Below are 17,191 nucleotides of genomic sequence, written 5' to 3' on the forward strand. Positions count from 1 at the left end.
CTTGTCCTGATTTAAATTTAATCCACTATACAGTATCAAATCAATCCGACTTCAATATCAAAAGGTCGTCTGAAAACCCAAATCTCAGGTTTTCAGACGACCTTTTTATTTCACAATGATAATTTGATTATCCTTCTTCAGGCAGCCTGATAATTTTTACCCGCTCAATGCGTTGACCGTCTTTTTCAACGACTTGGAAACGCCAGCCGTGGAAATCGGCAAAGTCGCCGACATCGGGAATGCTTTGCAGCTCTTCCATAATCAGTCCGGCGACGGTGTGGAAGTCGGCATCTTCTTCTTGCGGCGGGAGGTTGAGTTGCGGCGCGAGTTCGACGTATTCGAGCGAACCGTCCACGGTCAGGCTTTCATCGGCATTTTCTTGAACGGCGGGTTCTTCTTGGCGTTCAAACTCTTCGGGGAATTCACCGGCGATGGTTTCCAGCAGGTCTTTCATGGTGACCATGCCCAAAACTGCGCCGAATTCATCAACCACCAAAGCATAATCCGCGCTGCTTTGGCGGAACAGTTCAATCGCACCCAATGCAGTCGTACTGTCCGGCAGGACGAGCGGCTGGCGCAGGACGGCTTGAATATTGAGTTCGCCGGTTTCGAGCAGTTGGGCGAGCAGGTCTTTTTTGTTGATGTAGCCCAACGGTTCGTCCACACCGGCTTTACCGACGACGAGCAGGCGGCTGTACGGGGTGTTTTGCAGTTGGGCGTGTTGCTCTTCGCGGCTTTGGGAGATGTCCAAACGCTCAATGTCGCGACGGGGAATCATCACGCCGAGGATGGGGCGTTCGGCAAGCGTCAGGACGCTGCGTATCATGGATTTTTCGTTTTCCTCGAAATGCCCGTCATCCTCTGCTTCGTCGCCTGCTTTGGCAAGCACGCTTTCGCGTATGCCCATCATGCCCAAGACGTTCTCGGCGGTACGCTTGCGCCACGAGCTGCTGATGTAGTCGTTTTTGCGGCTGTTGCGCTGCGAAATTTGGTTGAACGCTTCAATCAGGATGGAGAAGCCGATAGCGGCGTAGAGGTAGCCTTTCGGGATGTGGAAATGGAAGGCTTCGGCAATGAGGCTGAAACCGATCATCAGCAGGAAACCCAAGCAGAGCATGACGACGGTAGGATGCCTGTCCACAAATTCGGTTAGCGGTTTGCTGGCGGAAATCATGACGGTCATGGCAACGGCAACGGCACCCATGGCGACGACGATGTGATCGACCATGGCGACGGCAGTAATGACGGAATCGATGGAAAATACCGCGTCAAGAATCAGGATTTGGGCAACCACGCTCCAAAATCGCGCGTGTTTCTTCTGACTGTCGGCAACGGCAAACTGGTTATGCCCCTCAAGGCGTTCGTGCAGCTCGGTGGTGGCTTTGTAGAGCAGGAAGATGCCGCCCGCGAGCATAATCATGTCTTTGCCGGAAACGTCCAACCCGCTGATGTGGAACAGCGGGCGCGTCAGGGTCATGATGTGTGCCATGAAGCCGAGCATGATGATGCGGATAACGACCGCAAGCCCCAAACCGGTAATACGCGCGCGGTCTCGTTGAGCGGGTTTGACTTTGTTCGCCAAAATGGCGACGAAAACGAGGTTGTCTATCCCCAAGACGACTTCGAGTACCAGAAGCGTGGCAAAGCCTATCCAAGTATGCGGCTCTGCCAACCAACTGAAATCCATGATTTTTGTATTCCTTTGTGTTCAAACGCGAAAAGGCAGCCTGAAACGCTCAAGCTGCCTGATTCATATCGATACGCACGAAAAACGGCGGGCGGTCATGCTGCTCTGCTCTGGGTCTTTCATGTGTGCGTATGTCTCAAGTAAAAATAATGTAAATAGTTTAGCAGCTTGGAAGGCAGATGGCAAAAGGTCGTCTGAAAACTGGAATTTGCGTTTTCAGACGACCTGCCAAACCGCTTAAATAACCTGCTTTTTGGTTTTGGTCTCCGCGGCTTTATTCGTCATAAAACCGTCTATCGGCGCATAACCCACAAAATCGGCGTTTTCATCCATGATGACTACCCAATCTTTCGTGCGCCCGCTGGTCAGGGGCAGGAAGAACAAAGGTTTGCCGGATGCAGATACTTTGGCTGATTTGACGATATCCGCTTCAGACATATTGCGGGCGGCAGCCAATTCGGACAACGGCTTCATCACGCGGCGGATTTTTTCGCGCTCGGCAGGGCCGTCGGGCAGCCACCAATTCGGGCGCATACTCGGTTCGATACCCGTCAGCGACAAGCTCAGGCTTTCATTGCCTTCATCGACATTGGCAGCCTCGCGTACGCCTACGCGCTCTATACCAAACCAAGGCAGGGTTTTGAAGCCATCTTTGGCTTTTGCCAAATCCGCCTTATCGATTTCGGCGGCAGTCACAATATTGATACGGTCGCGCTCAAAAGCTGCGGCAACAGGACGGGCAAGGGATACGCTGTACAACCCGTAAATCAAAGCGGCAAGCTGGATCGCGCCGATTAAGGAAAAATCGACCACGCGCTCACGCATTTTTTTCTTGGGGCTGGCAAGAATCAGGGTCAACAGCGGACCGCACACGATATCCACCGATACGACCAACTTATACAAATCCAAACCGCCGGTCAGTTCGGCATAGGGAAAGGGATACCAGACTTCAAAAACAAGCAGCGCCGCCAAGCCCGCCAAAACCAGACTGACAAGCAGATGCAGCGAGGCGCTTTTCACGGCGAAACGCCATCGCGAAACATGTTGAGTATTTTCCATAATGTTTGTCCGTAACGTAATTATTTGAAATATGATTTTTTGAAGACGTCATTATATCGGAATATAAAAGTTTTGCGGAAAACCAAATAAACATTTTTTTACATATCCCATGTTAAAATCCGCATTCCTCAAATATTTCAATATGATGTTATGCACGCTTCCGATATTGACACAGACGATGCGGCTCACGAATACCACGCCGACAATCCCGATTTCCCTGCCAAAACCGTTGTGGCGACGCTGTTTATCGGCGCGTTTTTCGGCTATCTCAACGACACGCTTTTAAATGTCGCGCTCACGCCGATTATGAAGGACTTCGGGGTCGATAAGACCACCGTCCAATGGCTGACGACGGGCTTTTTGCTGGTGATGGGTGCGTTCACGCCGATTACGGCGGGCGTGATTCAATGGTTTGAAACGCGCAAGATGGTGTTGTTTACGCAGGCGACGTTTCTGGCGGGTTCGCTGATTTGCGCGTTTGCACCGACTTTCGGGATTCTGGTCGCGGGGCGGATGGTGCAGGCGGTGTCCGCCGCGTTTTTCGTGCCGCTCCTGTTTAACGGCGTTTTGTCGATTTACCCGCCGAACAAACGCGGAACAGCAATGGGCGTGATTACCATGATGTTCACCGCCGCGCCCGCGATAGGACCGACGCTGTCGGGCATCATCATCGACCACACGCATTGGCGCGTGCTGTTCGGCTTTACCGCGCCGTTTATGTTGGCGGCGATGGCATTGGTGGGCAAGTATCTGACGGTTAATTTGAGCACCATCAGCCGTCCGAAGATTGATATTTTGTCTGCCGTACTGTCGATTGCGGGCTTGGGCGGGCTGGTGTATGCGAGCAGTAATTTCGCCCGTCTGCCGCTGGCGGAATTTATCCTGCTGTTTGCCGCCTCCGTCGCGCTGGTAGGCTGGTTTGCATACCGCCAGTCCCGCTTGGCGACGCCGCTGCTGAACCTTCGGGCGTTTGAGTATAAGCAGTTCCGCCACTGCGTCGTGATTCTGGCGGGCGCAGTGTTCCTGTTTTTAGGTTTGGAACTGATGATGCCGATGTACACGCAGCAAGTGCTGATGCTGACGGGTACGGCGACGGGGCTGATTCTGATGCCCGCGAGCATCGCCCAAGCGGTTGCCGCGCCTTTGTTCGGCAAACTGCTGGACAAGAAGGGCGGACGGTTTGTCGTGTTGCCCGCCACGGTGATGCTGACGGTGTCGCTGGCGGTGTTATGGCTGTTTTTGCGGATTGACACGCAAGTCATGATGCTGACCGCCATGTTCACGCTGATGGCGGTGTCCGTCTCCGCCTGCGTAACGGGCGAAACCCACGGCTTGAACGCGCTGCCGAAAAAACTCAATCCCCACGGCGCGGCGATTCTGACCACCATCAACCCGATTGCCGGCGCGGTCGGCGCGGCATTTTTCGTCGGCGCGACCAATATCGGCGAGAAACTGTCCTCCGCCGCTTCGCCGCAACAAGCCATGCTCGACGGCATCCATCTGGCGATGGGCAGCGCGTTGGTGTTGGGTGCGGTGATGGTGTTTTTCGCCATGCGCCTGAAACGCCACGAACCGGACAAGCAAGTTTGAACATAAGGTACTAAACGGGCATTTGAAAGAAGCCGCAAACAGCACAAAGAGGTCGTCTGAAAAAATGCAAAAAACGTCAGGACGACAGGTTATCTCTTTTTTTCTATACCGAAACCGCCCCAGTTTGCTATAATGCCCAGTTTCATCAAACCGCAATACCACACTTTAAAGGACAAAAAATGGGTTTTCTGCAAGGTAAAAAAATCCTGATCACCGGCATGATTTCCGAGCGTTCCATCGCTTACGGCATTGCCAAAGCCTGCCGCGAACAAGGCGCGGATTTGGCGTTCACCTACGTTGTCGACAAACTGGAAGAGCGCGTCCGCAAAATGGCCGCCGAATTGGGTTCCGAACTCGTATTCCGCTGCGATGTCGCCAGCGACGAAGAAATCAACCAAGTTTTCGCCGATTTGGGCAAACATTGGGACGGCTTGGACGGCCTCGTCCACTCCATCGGCTTCGCACCGAAAGAAGCCTTGAGCGGCGACTTCCTCGACAGCATCAGCCGCGAAGCGTTTAACACCGCACACGAAATTTCCGCATACAGCCTGCCCGCATTGGCAAAAGCCGCCCGTCCGATGATGCGCGGCAGAAACTCCGCCATCGTCGCCCTGAGCTACTTGGGCGCGGTTCGTGCGATTCCGAACTACAACGTTATGGGCATGGCAAAAGCCAGCCTCGAAGCAGGCATCCGCTTTACCGCCGCCTGCTTGGGCAAAGAAGGCATCCGCTGCAACGGCATTTCCGCCGGTCCGATCAAAACCCTCGCTGCCTCCGGCATTGCCGATTTAAGCAAACTTTTGGGACACGTCGCTTCCCACAACCCGCTCGGCCGCAACGTAACCATCGATGAAGTGGGCAATACCGCCGCCTTCCTGCTCTCCGAACTCTCTTCAGGCATTACCGGCGAAATCACTTACGTTGACGGCGGTTACAGCATCAACGCCCTGAACGACGAAGAGGCGTAATGATTTGTAATATTTCGTAGAAAAAGACAACTTATTACTCAAAAATCCGTCTGAATAAGTGGTGTAAAAAAGGTACACCAGCTATTTCAGGCGGTTCTTTTTTCGTATAAAAGGCGGCATATTTCGGGAATTTTGTCATAAAAACAAATTTTAACTTTTCTGAATTTTATTTAACGAATAAAACGATACCATGCCTGCCGGTTTGGAAAAGCCCGTCCGTCACTTAGGACGCACTTTTTTTAAAAATTTCACTTTATTATCCACAAACATACAGGAGGACATTTATGTCTATTGCTTCAGAATTCAAACAGTTTATTATGCGTGGCAACGTTATCGACTTGGCAGTCGGTATGGTCGTCGGTACTGCGTTTAGCGGCATCGTTAAATCTTTGGTTGACAACGTAATTATGCCCCCTATCGGTCTGTTGATCGGCGGCGTTGACTTCTCCAACCTGTTCATCACTCTGAAAAACGGTGCGCAAGCGCCCGCAGAAGGCTATGCCAACTTGGCGGCAGCCCAGGCAGCCGGTGCCGTCACCCTGAATCTTGGCCTGTTCATCAACTCCGTTATCAGCTTCCTGATCATCGCTGCTGCGATTTTCTCCGTTATCAAAGCATTGAACTCCATGAAAAAAGCCGAAGCGCCTGTTGAAGAAGCACCTGCAGAGCCTAGCGAAGAAGTATTGCTGTTGCGCGAAATCCGCGACTCTCTGAACAAAAAATAATCTTTTGAAGATTTGAAATAAAAGGTCGTCTGAAAATTTTCAGACGACCTTTTTGTTTTGCGTATCTCTCCGATATCAATGACTTACGGTTTGCGGTATCGGATTGCGTGGGATAACCATTCTTCAATCTCTATCCACATGGCTCCTCCCATTTACAGCAAACCTGGCTGACCCAATGCAGGGTCGGTCGCGCGGGCGGCTTGTGCGTCTTCAACGGTCAACCCCAAGGCTTTCGCCACGCCTTCGCCGTAGGCGGGGGCGCAACGGTGGCAGTTGCGGATGTGGCGGTATTTGATGAAGTCGGGGGCGTCGCCCATGGCTGCGGCGGTGTTGTCGAACAAAGCCTGTTTCTGCGCGTCGTTCATCAGGTTGAACAAGGCGCGCGGTTGGCTGAAGTAGTCGTCATCGTCTTGGCGGTAGTCCCAGTGCGCCGCGTCGCCGTTGATTTTCAAAGGCGGTTCGGCGAAGTCGGGCTGTTGCTGCCATTGGCCGAAGCTGTTGGGTTCGTAGTGCGGCAGGCTGCCGTAGTTGCCGTCGGCACGGCCTTGCCCGTCGCGCTGGTTGCTGTGGACGGGGCAACGCGGGCGGTTGACGGGGATTTGGCGGAAGTTCACCCCCAGGCGGTAGCGTTGCGCGTCGGCGTAATTGAACAGGCGGGCTTGCAGCATTTTGTCGGGGCTGGCGCCGATACCGGGAACCAGGTTGCTCGGGGCGAAGGCGGATTGTTCCACATCGGCGAAGAAGTTTTCGGGATTGCGGTTCAACTCGAATTCGCCCACTTCAATCAGCGGATAGTCTTTTTTCGGCCAAACTTTGGTCAGATCGAAGGGATGATACGGCACTTTTTCCGCATCGGCTTCAGGCATGACTTGGATGTACATCGTCCATTTCGGAAACTCGCCGCGCTCGATGGCTTCATACAGGTCGCGCTGGTGGCTTTCGCGGTCGTCGGCGATGATTTTTGCGGCTTCTTCGTTGGTCAGGTTTTTAATGCCTTGCCGGCTGCGGAAATGGAATTTCACCCAAAAACGTTCGCCCGCTTCGTTCCAGAAGCTGTAAGTATGCGAACCGAAGCCGTGCATATGGCGGTAACTGGCGGGAATGCCGCGGTCGCTCATGACGATGGTAACTTGGTGCAGGGCTTCGGGCAGCAGCGTCCAGAAGTCCCAGTTGTTCGTAGCGGAGCGCATATTGGTGCGCGGGTCGCGTTTGACGGCTTTGTTCAGGTCGGGGAATTTGCGCGGGTCGCGCAGGAAGAATACGGGCGTGTTGTTGCCGACCATGTCCCAGTTGCCTTCTTCGGTATAGAACTTCAACGCAAAGCCGCGGATGTCGCGTTCTGCATCGGCTGCGCCGCGCTCGCCTGCCACGGTGGTGAAACGGGCGAACATCTCGGTTTGCTTGCCGACTTCGCTGAAGATTTTGGCGCGGGTGTATTTCGTGATGTCGTGCGTCACAGTGAATGTACCGAACGCGCCCGAACCTTTGGCGTGCATACGGCGTTCGGGGATGACTTCGCGCACGAAGTCGGCAAGTTTTTCATTCAGCCACAAATCCTGCGCCAGCAACGGGCCGCGCGGACCAGCGGTCAGGCTGTTTTGATTGTCGGCAACGGGGGCGCCGTTGTTCATGGTCAGATGGGTTACGGGGCATTTAGAGACAGTCATAATAATTTCCTTTGTGAAATGGTCAGTGGTTTATAAAACGATTTGCCGAAAAGCATATTCGTAGCCTGTTTCTTGGCATTCATAAATTTCTTGTATCGACATTTATTTTTCCTTTTGTTTAAGCTATGAATAGGACTATACAGAAAGATTTTGACTATTGGAACTATGACTTCAATTTAATATTGTTATTATTAATTGGGATTTGATTTTTGTTAGATTTTTATTATTGATTAATGCATGAAATAGAAAAAGGTCGTCTGAAACTGTTTTCAGACGACCTTTTTGTATCTCCGTTCGCATTAAAGCTTGCGCATCATCATCATGAAATATGCGCCGCCTATGAGCGTGGCCATCATTCCGGCGGGGACTTCGTAAGGGAACATTACCTGCCTGCCCAGCCAGTCGGCCGTCATCATAACCGATGCGCCGATGAGTGCGGCGGCGGCAAGTTGCTGTTTGGGCAGGCGTGCGCCGAGCATACGGGCCAGATGCGGCGCAAGCAGTCCGACGAAGCTCAAGGGGCCGATAAGCAGGGTGGATAAGGCGGTTAACGCTGCGCTTGAGACGATCAGCACCAGCCGTGCGAGGGGGACGTTGATGCCGACGGAGCGGGCGATTGTCGCGTTCAGGCTGAGCAGTCCGAGCCAGCGTTGCAGCGGGAGGATGAGGAGGAGCGAGGCGACGGCGAGGAGGCCGACGGTAAGGGCGGATTCGGGCGTTGCCTGATAGGTCGAACCTGACATCCACAATAAAAGCAGTTGTACGCGGAAATCGCCGCTTGCCGTCCAAATGCGGATGGCGGCATCGGCGAGTGCGGCCAGCGCCATGCCGGTAAGCAGGATTTTTTCGGGGGTAAATCCGTTTTTGCGGTTGAACAGCATCAACAGCCCCAAGGATACGAGAGCGGAAACGATACCTGTCAACCAAAACCAGCCGCTGCCCGAGGTAATGCCGAACAGCATCACTACCGCCATCGCGCCGAATGCCGTTCCGGAGCTGATGCCCAAGAGTTCGGGTCCCGCCATCGGGTTTTGCGTCAGCCTTTGCAGTATGACACCGGTCAACGCGAGCATGGTGCCGGTGGCGGCGGCGAGCAGCACGCGCGGGTAGCGGAATACGAAATATTCCGGGTCTATGGTCAGGCGCAGGGTTTCGTCATAGCGTCCGACCGTAAACGCCAATACCGATACGGCGACGGCGATAAGCGGCAGAAAGCGCAAGAGGCGCGGGACGTGCAGCGCGGCGGTTGAAATATCGGAGGTCGTCTGAAACGAAGGACGCGGAGGTGCTTTCGCCGTCAGCCACAACAAAAGCGGCGCGCCGACGAGGGCAGTTACAGCGCCGGCGGGTAGATCGGTGCCGCGGTAGTGTTTCAGCAGCATCAGGCCGTTGTCCGTCAGCATCAAAAGCAGTGCGCCGACGATGAAGGAACAAATCAGGCGCATGGACAGCGTGCGTACGCCCATTTGCCGCACCAGCGTCGCCGCCGCCAATCCGACAAAGCCCATCATGCCGACAAAGCCGACCACGCCCGCACTCAAAAATGCAGCAACCGCCAAAGACAGCAGGCGGATTTTCTTCACCGGTATGCCTGCCGATTCCGCCTGCGTGTCGCCCAGGCTCATGATGTTTAACGGTTTGATTAAAAAGGCGGTAAGTATGGCGGCAACGGCAATCCGCCACAAAAGCCCCAACGTATCGCGCCAACTGTCCTGCACCAGGGAGCCGCTTCCCCACTGCATCACGCCGCGCGTCTCTTCGCTGAAAAACAGCATCACAATACCGGTGAGGGAACCCAGATACAGGCTGACCACCAAACCCGCCAGCACGACGCTGAGCGGTTGCAGGGCGCGCCGTGCCGACAGCCGCAATACCGCACCCAAAGCCGCCGCTGCGCCGGCAAACGCCACGGCGGACGTACCGTAGGCAAGGAAGGAAGGGGCGAACACGGTCGCCGCCACCAAAGCCGCCTGCGCGCCGCTGCTAACTGCCAGCGTACTGTCGGATGCGAGCGGATTGCGCATCAACTGCTGCATCAGCATGGTCGCCATCGCCGTACTGCCGCCCGCGAGCAGCGCCATCGCCATGCGGGGCAGGGTGTTGTTCTGCACCATCAGCGCGTCCAAAGGCAGGCTGTCGGGACGGTCAAACAGCCGCAGCCACGGCAGCGTCCATTCCAGCTTCAATATCCAAAACGCCGTCAGCGCGCACGATATTGCCAACGCGGCGGCAAGGATAGGCAGGGGTCGTCTGAAAATCTTTACCATGCGGCTTCCTTTTGTGCGGACGGGTTTTCAGACGACATCGAACGCATCAGTTGCAAAGTGAAACGCTGCATGGACGGCAGTGCGCCGTAGCTCCACGACGGCTCGAAGATGCGGCGGTTTGCAGGGCGGCTGAACGGCAGGCGTTGCCAAAGCGCGCTTTTTTCGAGCGTTGCATGTGTATTTTGAGGATGCGGTTTGACGATGATCAGCAGCGTGTCCGGCGGCAGCTTTGCTAAATCTAAAAGCGTGATGTTTTCGAAACCCCATTCGTTGCTTTTGCCCGTCCAGGCATTGTTCAGCCCCAATTTGTCGAACACGGCCTGAAACAGCGAAGTCTTGCCGTAAATCCGCAAATGCCGCCCGTCGGCAAACTGCACCACCGCAAACGGGCGGCCGCGATATGCCGAAAGCGCGGGTTTGGCGCGGGCAAACAGGTTTTCCGTACCGGCAATCAGCTTTTCGGCAGCGGCAGGGTCGCCGATGATTTTACCCAGCCTGCGCGTGGCTTCGACCGTGTGGGCATATTCGATGCCTTTTGCCGTGCCGAAATCCACTTCGCGTACCGGGGCGATTTTTTCAAACTGGGACTTGGCGGCGGCATACCAGGAAGATTGCACGAAAAAATCAGGCTTTATCTGATACAGCCGCTCCAAATTCGGCTGGAAGCGCAGCCCCGCTTCCTTGACGGCAGCGGGCAGCGGCGGATGGTTCACCCAGGTATCGTACACGCGGCGGTCGGCGACGCTGACGGGCGGATGCCCCATCGCCGTCAGTGTTTCGGCGACCGTCCAGTCCGAAGTCGCCACGCGCGGTGCGGCGGGGGCAGGCAGGGAAAACAGGAGGGCGGCGGTAAAAAACAGCCGTGCGGCAAGGCGGGGAATGTCGTCTGAAAAGCGGTGGGACATCAGCTTGGAAGGTCTTTCGGTTTTTGAATAAAGGGTCGTCTGAAACATATCGGATACAGGTATTCCACAATGGTCTGCAATGTCATCCGGTTTGGATTCGGGCGGCGGATTTTATGGTCGGAGCTTATGCGGCGGGACGGCTTGCCTGCGTCAAGGCAATGCCACGGGGCGGCCGTTTTCAGGATGGGCGATGATGTTCATATCGACGCTGTAAATGTCTTTCAACACTTCTGCGGTCATGATGTCGGCGGGTTTGCCCGTTTTTAATAGCCGTCCCTGTTTGAGCGCGACCAGTTCATCGCAATACTGCGCCGCCAGATTAATGTCGTGGATGACGATGATGACGCCCAAACCCAAATCGCGAGACAGCTTGCGCACCAGTGCCATCACGTCGATTTGGTGGGCGATGTCCAAAGCGGCAAGCGGTTCGTCCAGCAGCAAAAAGCGGCTTTGCTGCGCCAGGCACATCGCCAGCCAGACGCGCGAACGTTCGCCGCCCGAAAGCGTATCGACGATTTGATCGGCAAATTTTTCCGTATGCGTCAGCCGCAACGCCTGTTCCACCGCCTGTCTGTCCGCATCGTTCGTGCGCCCTAAAAGCCCGCTCCAGGCATAACGCCCCATCATAACCAGCTCGCGCGCGGTCAGCGCGGTGGCGGCAGGCAGGTGCTGCGGAAGATAGGCGACTTCTTTGGCGTATGCGCGGGCGGAATAGGCGCGTATTTCTTTGTCGTTCAGCAATATCCTGCCGCCTGCGGGTTCATGCTGGCGGGTGGGCAGTTTCAACAGCGTGGACTTGCCCGAGCCGTTATGATCGATGAGGCCGTACACGCGGTTAGGGGAAAAGTTGACGCTGATGTCGTGCAGCAGCGAGCGGCCGGGTATGGCGAAGGTGGCGTTTTGGATTTGGAACACGTTTCAGACGACCTTTTGGTGGGTTTGACGTTATTTGGAGAAAGCGGCGGAGCGGCAAAACCCATTGCCCGTTGTCGGCGCCGATGCCGCAAAGGCGGAGTTTTACGGCGGTTGTCCGAAAGCGTAGGGCAAAGTCGGACGCCCCAGGCTCCAAGGTCGTCTGAAAACGTTTCAGACGACCTTTGGATCGTTGGAGGCCGTTTGCCGCCCGTCCCTTAAAAATCGACCGAAGCCGACAGGGTGAAGCTGCGCGGTGCGCCGGCGTTCAGGTAGCCGTTGTTAGGGTATCCGCCGACGGATGCCCAGTATTTCTTGTTGGCAACATTATCGAGGCGGGCGCGGAAGGTGGCTTCGTGCCTGCCGATTTGGGTGCGGTAGCGCGCGCCGAGGTCGAAGCGCGTCCAGCCGCCGACTTTAAGCGTATTGGCCGCATCGGCGTAAGAAGAACCGGTGTAAACCATGCGTCCGTCAAATGCCAAACCCTGCACTTTCGGCACTTCCCATTCCAAGCCAATGTTGGCTTGGGTTTTAGCCGCGCCGATGGTGCGTTTGCCGTCAGTTGAAGACGAGCCGGTAGATTTCTGCTTGGCATCGAGCAGGGTAATGCCGCCCAAGAGCTTCACACCTTGTGCGACTTCCCCGTAAACGGTGATTTCCGCGCCCCGGTGGCGGTCTTTGCCTTCGGAGGTGAAGCGGGCGGTGTTGCTGCTTTCGGCAACGTAAAGCGAACGCGGTTTGTCGGTGTGGAACAGGGCCAATCCCGCGCCGAAGCCGTTGGCTTCAAATTTCGTGCCGATTTCTTTTTGTTTGGAAACATAGGGTTTGAGCGATTCGCCGGCATTGCTGACGGCGTAGGCCCGGCCGTTGATGGAGGCAGTCGAGCCTGCGGTCGCGCCTTGTCCCAGGCTTTCGATGTAGTTGCCGTACACCGACCAATTCGGCGTGATGCGGTACACCGCGCCGGCGGCGGGACTGAGGCGCGATTTTTTGTAATTTTCGGTTTGCGCGCCCGTATTCTAGGCGTAAGCCTTGTTATGTACCTGCTGCCAGCGCGCCCCGAGCATGAATTGCAGGCGTTTGTCCCAAAGGCTGAAGGTGTCGCCCAGGGCGAAGCTGGTCAGACGTGTTTTGCCGGTAACGGCAGGATTGCCCATGTCGTTGCCCGAATACAGCGGGTCGGCGGCTGCGGGTTGCGGATAGCGGGACGGGTTGTAGAGGTTGGTCGTATATTGGTTGCCCCAATCCATGATGTAAGCGTTTTTGCGCGAGGATTGGAAACGGTTGGCGGCGGCAACCCATTCGTGTTCTACCGCGCCGGTGTTGAATTTGCCGCGCAAACCGACTTCGCCCGTATCAATTTTGTCTTTACGCGCGTTGTCGAAGCGGTAAATCGAGCCGTTGCCGTTGATGTTGCTGACGGTCAGGTTTGCCAAGGAGTTGTTTTCCTTGCTGCGGCGGAAGCCGTAGGCGGCGTAGGCGGTCAGCTTGTCGTTGAAATCGTATTCGCCTCGCATGGTGCCGAACCAGTCGCGCTCGTTGGAATACGTCCACGGCTGCGCCCAGTTGGACGAGGCATCAGGCGCGGCCGGCACGGCGGTCAGGCCTGACAGGGTAACATTGGTACGCGTGGATTTGAGCTTGTTGTCCTGCCAGCCCAAATCGGCGGACAGGCGGGCATTTTCATTGCGCCAGTCTAGGCCGACATTGACCAGGCTGAGTTTGGATTTTTCGTCGTCTATTGCGGTTTTGCCGTTATGGTGCGCCGCATTGACGCGCACGCCGAATTCCTGATTTTGTCCGAAACGGCGCGCCACGTCCGCCGCCAAACCACCGCGTTTTCCCGCGCCGTAATTGGCAGTCAGCCGGTTCAATCCTTCATTGGACGCGCGTTTGGGCAATACGGATACCGTGCCGCCGATATTGTTGCCGCCCGGCGCCATGCCGTTTAAGAAGGCGGATGCGCCGCGCTGGACTTCCACGCGTTCGAAAAGCTCAGTGGCGATGTATTGGCGCGGTAGGATGCCGTAAAGGCCGTTGTACATGGTATCGTCCGATTCGGCGGCAAAGCCGCGTATGAAATACGCTTCCTGAAAATTGCCGTAACCGCGCGCAACGCGGACGGTCGGGTCGTTTTGCAGTACGTCGCCGACGCTGCGCGCATGTTTGTCTTGAATCAGCCTATTGGTGTAAGCAGTATTGGAGAACGGCGATTCTAGGTTTTTTTATTGCCCAAAATACCCACGCGGCTGCCGCGCGCCACCTGTCCGCCCTTAAATGCAGGAATCAAACCGCCCTTGGATGCGTCCGCGCTGGCGGTTACGGTGATGGTTTCGAGTTCGGCGGTTTCTCGGACTTGGGGTTCGTCTGAGGCAAATGCCGCCGAAACGGCAAGGAGGGAGAGGCTGAGGATGCTGAGTCTGGAAGCGGGCTTAATCATTTGTATTTTCTTTCAAAAGTCGGTCGTAATGATGAATTTTAAAAGAGAATTAATTTCATTTCAAAAAAATAAATGATAAAAGGTCGTCTGAAACTGTTTTCAGACGACCTTTTGACTGAATGGCTGTCAACTTTACCGTTTACGCCGCGTCGTACAAACCGCGCACCACCCTGCCGATGGCGGCGATGCCTTTTTCCAGCGTTTCCGCGTCCTGAGCGATGCTCATGCGGATGCACTCGCAGGCGTGCGGGTAATCCTGCGTGTCGATGCCGACGAAGAAATGTTCGCCCGGAATAATCAGCGTGCCTTCGGCTTTGAGCATTTCGTACAGGGTTTGCGATGAAACGGGCAGGTTTTCAAACCAGAGCCACAGGAAAATCGCGCCTTCGGGCTTGTGGATTTTCAGCGGATACGCGCCCAGCTCGCGCTTGAGCAGCGAGACGGCGGTTTGCGCCTGATTGCGGTAAAACGGCCGGATGACGTCGTCTGAAAGCTGTTTCAGACGGCCGTCCTGCAACAGCGGCGTTGCGATGGCTGCGCCGAAGCGGGTGGGCGACAGGTTCACAATCGCGTTCAGGCTGCTGACGGCTTTGACGACTTCGGGCGCGGCGACGATGATGCCGGTGCGCACGCCCGGTAAGCCGACTTTGGAAAGGCTGAAGCAGAGGATGATGTTTTCGTGCCAATTCAGCGTCACGTCGCTGTAAATAATGTTGGGGAACGGCATTCCGTAGGCGTTGTCGATAATCAGCGGAATGCCGTGTTCTTGCGCCAAAGCGTCCAGCCGCGCCATTTCGCCGTCGGTCAGCACGTTGCCGGTCGGGTTGGTCGGGCGCGAACAGCAAATCGCGCCGATTTTGCCCGCTTTGAGTTCCGGCAGGCTTTCCAGCGCGTCAAAGTCCACGCGGTATTTGAAGAAGCCTTCTTCGCCCTCGTGTTCGACAGCTTCGATTTTCGGTTTGACGGAAACGAAGTGCTGCCCTTCGACATGCACGTCGGCATAGCCGATGTATTCGGGCGCGAGCGGCAGCAGGATGGCTTTCTCTACGGAAAGGTCGTCTGAAACCTTGAATTTGCCGCCGAAGAGGTTGAAAAGATAGAAAAACGCGTTCTGCGAACCGTTGGTCAGCGCGATATTGTCGGCGGTCAAGTTCCAGCCGTATTCGCGGTTGAGGAAGGCGGTCAACGCGTCAATCAGCGCGGCATCGCCTTGGGGGTTGGAGTAGTTGCCGATGTTCTCGACGGCGTGTTCCGCCGCCAGCTTGGAAAATACGTCGGCGAACACGGCATTGACTTCGGCGATCCGCGCCGGATTGCCGCCGCCGAGCATGTTGACGGGCTTATCGCTTTTGAGCGCGTCGCCGAGGTCGTCCATAAGTTGCAGGATGCCACTGTGTTGCGTGAATTTTTCACCGAATGCCGAGAACTGCATGATGACTCCGTGTAAATATGATTGGCGGGGATTATATCAGCTTGATATGGTGAGGGGTCGTCTGAAAATGAATGTGGCGGGTTTGACGTACCATTGTCCCAACATCGCAAGAATATGTGACGGCAATCCATCTGCCCTGCCCTCTTAAAAATTCAGACGACCTGATGAATCTCATCAGGTCGTCTGAAAATGTGAACGTCGGGAATAAGGAAAGCGACTTAGCGGATTTTCAGCGTACTCAATCCGATTAACACCAAGACGATGGTAATAATCCAGAAGCGGACAACGACTTGGGTTTCTTTCCAGCCTTTTTGTTCGTAGTGGTGGTGGATAGGCGCCATCAGGAAGATGCGTTTTTTGGTTTTCTTATACCAGCCGACCTGAAGCATAACGGACACGGCTTCAACGACAAATAATCCACCCATGATGACGAGGACGAACTCTTGGCGGACGATGACGGCAACGGTACCTAGTGCTGCACCCAAAGCCAGCGCGCCGACGTCACCCATGAAGACTTGCGCGGGATAGGCGTTGAACCACAAAAATCCGAGACACGCGCCACACATGGCGGTACAGAAAATCACGACTTCGTTCGCGCCTGCAACATAAGGCAGTTGCAGGTATTGGGCGAATTGCGAGTGTCCGCTGGCGTAGGCGAAGATGGCAAGACCGGCGGCAACGAGGACGACAGGGAAGGCGGCAAGTCCGTCAAGGCCGTCGGTGAGATTGACGGCGTTGGAAGTACCGACGATGGTCAGATAGGTCAGGACGACAAAGCCGACTACGCCCAGCGGCAAGGCGACTTGTTTGAAGAAGGGAACGATCAGGATGTTGTTGGAGCTATTGGACGCAAGGTAAAACAGGGCAAGCGCGGCGATAATGGCGACGCTCGACTGCCAAACCATTTTGAATTTGGGAGAAACGCCGTTGGGGTCTTTATAGACAACTTTGCGCCAGTCGTCGTAAAAACCGAGCGCACCCGTGGCGAGCAATACGCCCAAAAGAATCCAAATATACGGGTTCGCCCAGTTGCCCCACAAGATGGTGGACACGGTGATGGCGGTCAGAATCAGCGAACCGCCCATCGTCGGCGTGCCGTTTTTGATGAGGTGGGTTTGCGGCCCGTCGGTGCGCACTGCCTGTCCGACTTTTAATTGCGTCAGTTTGCGGATGGTCCACGGACCGAGCAGCAGGGAAAACGCCAAAGCGGTCAAAGCTGCCATGACGGCGCGGAATGTGGTGTATTGAAAGACATTCAGACCGGTCAACCAGTTACTGAAATGTGCAAGCCATAAAAACATGGGGCTTCCTTTTGTTTTTGTTGTTACATTGGGCTTATCGCCCGTTTTAAATTTTGGTTTTGAGGTCGTCTGAAAAAGTTTCAGACGACCTTTGTTGATTATCAAGCTGCTTATGACAGTCAGCGCCTGCTGAAGTTCACTCTCAATGTAGGCTTCTAGCGAACCCGTTTCCGTTGTTTAGAGAGATGGAAGCATTATTGAGCAGCGGTGGTGTTAGCGTCTTTCTCAATCACGCAAA

General features: G+C 55.2%; 14 protein-coding genes. 3 read left to right on the plus strand and 11 right to left on the minus strand.

From position 1 onward, the window contains the following. Nucleotides 1-127: 127 nt before the first annotated feature. Nucleotides 128-1,687 carry a TerC family protein gene (locus HMPREF3277_RS09225; protein ID WP_003776248.1) on the minus strand — a complete coding sequence of 520 codons (1,560 nt, stop codon included), beginning with the start codon at nucleotides 1,685-1,687 and terminating at the stop codon, nucleotides 128-130. Nucleotides 1,688-1,924: 237 nt separating this feature from the next. Beyond that, nucleotides 1,925-2,746 carry a fimb protein gene (locus HMPREF3277_RS09230; protein WP_070870936.1) on the minus strand — a complete coding sequence of 274 codons (822 nt, stop codon included), beginning with the start codon at nucleotides 2,744-2,746 and terminating at the stop codon, nucleotides 1,925-1,927. 150 nt (nucleotides 2,747-2,896) lie between these two features. Here HMPREF3277_RS09230 and HMPREF3277_RS09235 point away from each other — a divergent pair, with 150 nt between their 5' ends. The 3 genes from HMPREF3277_RS09235 (at nucleotide 2,897) to mscL (ending at nucleotide 6,029) form a co-directional block, all read left to right on the plus strand. Next, nucleotides 2,897-4,336, plus strand: a complete 1,440-nt coding sequence (locus HMPREF3277_RS09235) for an MFS transporter (protein WP_070870937.1) — start codon at nucleotides 2,897-2,899, stop codon at nucleotides 4,334-4,336. Between the two features lie 179 nt (nucleotides 4,337-4,515). Beyond that, complete coding sequence (fabI, locus tag HMPREF3277_RS09240; protein ID WP_070493481.1) at nucleotides 4,516-5,304, plus strand: enoyl-ACP reductase FabI; 789 nt, start codon at nucleotides 4,516-4,518, stop codon at nucleotides 5,302-5,304. 284 nt (nucleotides 5,305-5,588) lie between these two features. Continuing rightward, a complete protein-coding gene (gene mscL, locus HMPREF3277_RS09245) occupies nucleotides 5,589-6,029 on the plus strand; it encodes a large conductance mechanosensitive channel protein MscL (RefSeq protein WP_070870938.1) in 441 nt (146 codons plus the stop codon). A 152-nt stretch (nucleotides 6,030-6,181) separates the two neighbouring features. Here the strand turns inward: mscL and katA are convergent, their stop codons facing one another. The 9 genes from katA to mraY form a co-directional block, all read right to left on the minus strand. Further along, nucleotides 6,182-7,696 carry a catalase KatA gene (gene katA / locus HMPREF3277_RS09250; RefSeq protein ID WP_070870939.1) on the minus strand — a complete coding sequence of 505 codons (1,515 nt, stop codon included), beginning with the start codon at nucleotides 7,694-7,696 and terminating at the stop codon, nucleotides 6,182-6,184. A 299-nt stretch (nucleotides 7,697-7,995) separates the two neighbouring features. Then, nucleotides 7,996-9,963, minus strand: a complete 1,968-nt coding sequence (fhuB, locus tag HMPREF3277_RS09255) for a Fe(3+)-hydroxamate ABC transporter permease FhuB (RefSeq protein ID WP_070870940.1) — start codon at nucleotides 9,961-9,963, stop codon at nucleotides 7,996-7,998. Then, nucleotides 9,957-10,868: an iron-siderophore ABC transporter substrate-binding protein gene (locus HMPREF3277_RS09260; protein WP_246830792.1), complete on the minus strand. Its 912-nt coding sequence runs from the start codon at nucleotides 10,866-10,868 to the stop codon at nucleotides 9,957-9,959. Before HMPREF3277_RS09260 ends, fhuB begins: the two co-directional genes overlap by 7 nt. 150 nt (nucleotides 10,869-11,018) lie before the next feature. Beyond that, entirely contained in the window at nucleotides 11,019-11,783 is a 765-nt protein-coding gene (locus tag HMPREF3277_RS09265; protein WP_070870941.1) for an ABC transporter ATP-binding protein, read from the minus strand. A 215-nt stretch (nucleotides 11,784-11,998) separates the two neighbouring features. Then, complete coding sequence (locus HMPREF3277_RS15635; RefSeq protein ID WP_246830793.1) at nucleotides 11,999-12,739, minus strand: TonB-dependent receptor; 741 nt, start codon at nucleotides 12,737-12,739, stop codon at nucleotides 11,999-12,001. 60 nt (nucleotides 12,740-12,799) lie between these two features. Then, on the minus strand, nucleotides 12,800-13,960 hold the full coding sequence (locus HMPREF3277_RS15640) for a TonB-dependent receptor (protein WP_349251562.1): 1,161 nt from the start codon (nucleotides 13,958-13,960) through the stop codon (nucleotides 12,800-12,802). A gap of 35 nt (nucleotides 13,961-13,995) precedes the next feature. Next, entirely contained in the window at nucleotides 13,996-14,220 is a 225-nt protein-coding gene (locus tag HMPREF3277_RS15645; RefSeq protein ID WP_019270888.1) for a hypothetical protein, read from the minus strand. Nucleotides 14,221-14,359: 139 nt separating this feature from the next. Then, on the minus strand, nucleotides 14,360-15,652 hold the full coding sequence (locus HMPREF3277_RS09275) for a valine--pyruvate transaminase (protein ID WP_070870942.1): 1,293 nt from the start codon (nucleotides 15,650-15,652) through the stop codon (nucleotides 14,360-14,362). 218 nt (nucleotides 15,653-15,870) lie between these two features. Then, nucleotides 15,871-16,953 carry a phospho-N-acetylmuramoyl-pentapeptide-transferase gene (gene mraY / locus HMPREF3277_RS09280; RefSeq protein ID WP_070870943.1) on the minus strand — a complete coding sequence of 361 codons (1,083 nt, stop codon included), beginning with the start codon at nucleotides 16,951-16,953 and terminating at the stop codon, nucleotides 15,871-15,873. Nucleotides 16,954-17,191: the final 238 nt, after the last annotated feature.

The sequence above is a fragment of the Neisseria sp. HMSC70E02 genome (assembly GCF_001838645.1).
In the GTDB taxonomy this organism is placed as follows: Bacteria; Pseudomonadota; Gammaproteobacteria; order Burkholderiales; family Neisseriaceae; genus Neisseria; species Neisseria macacae.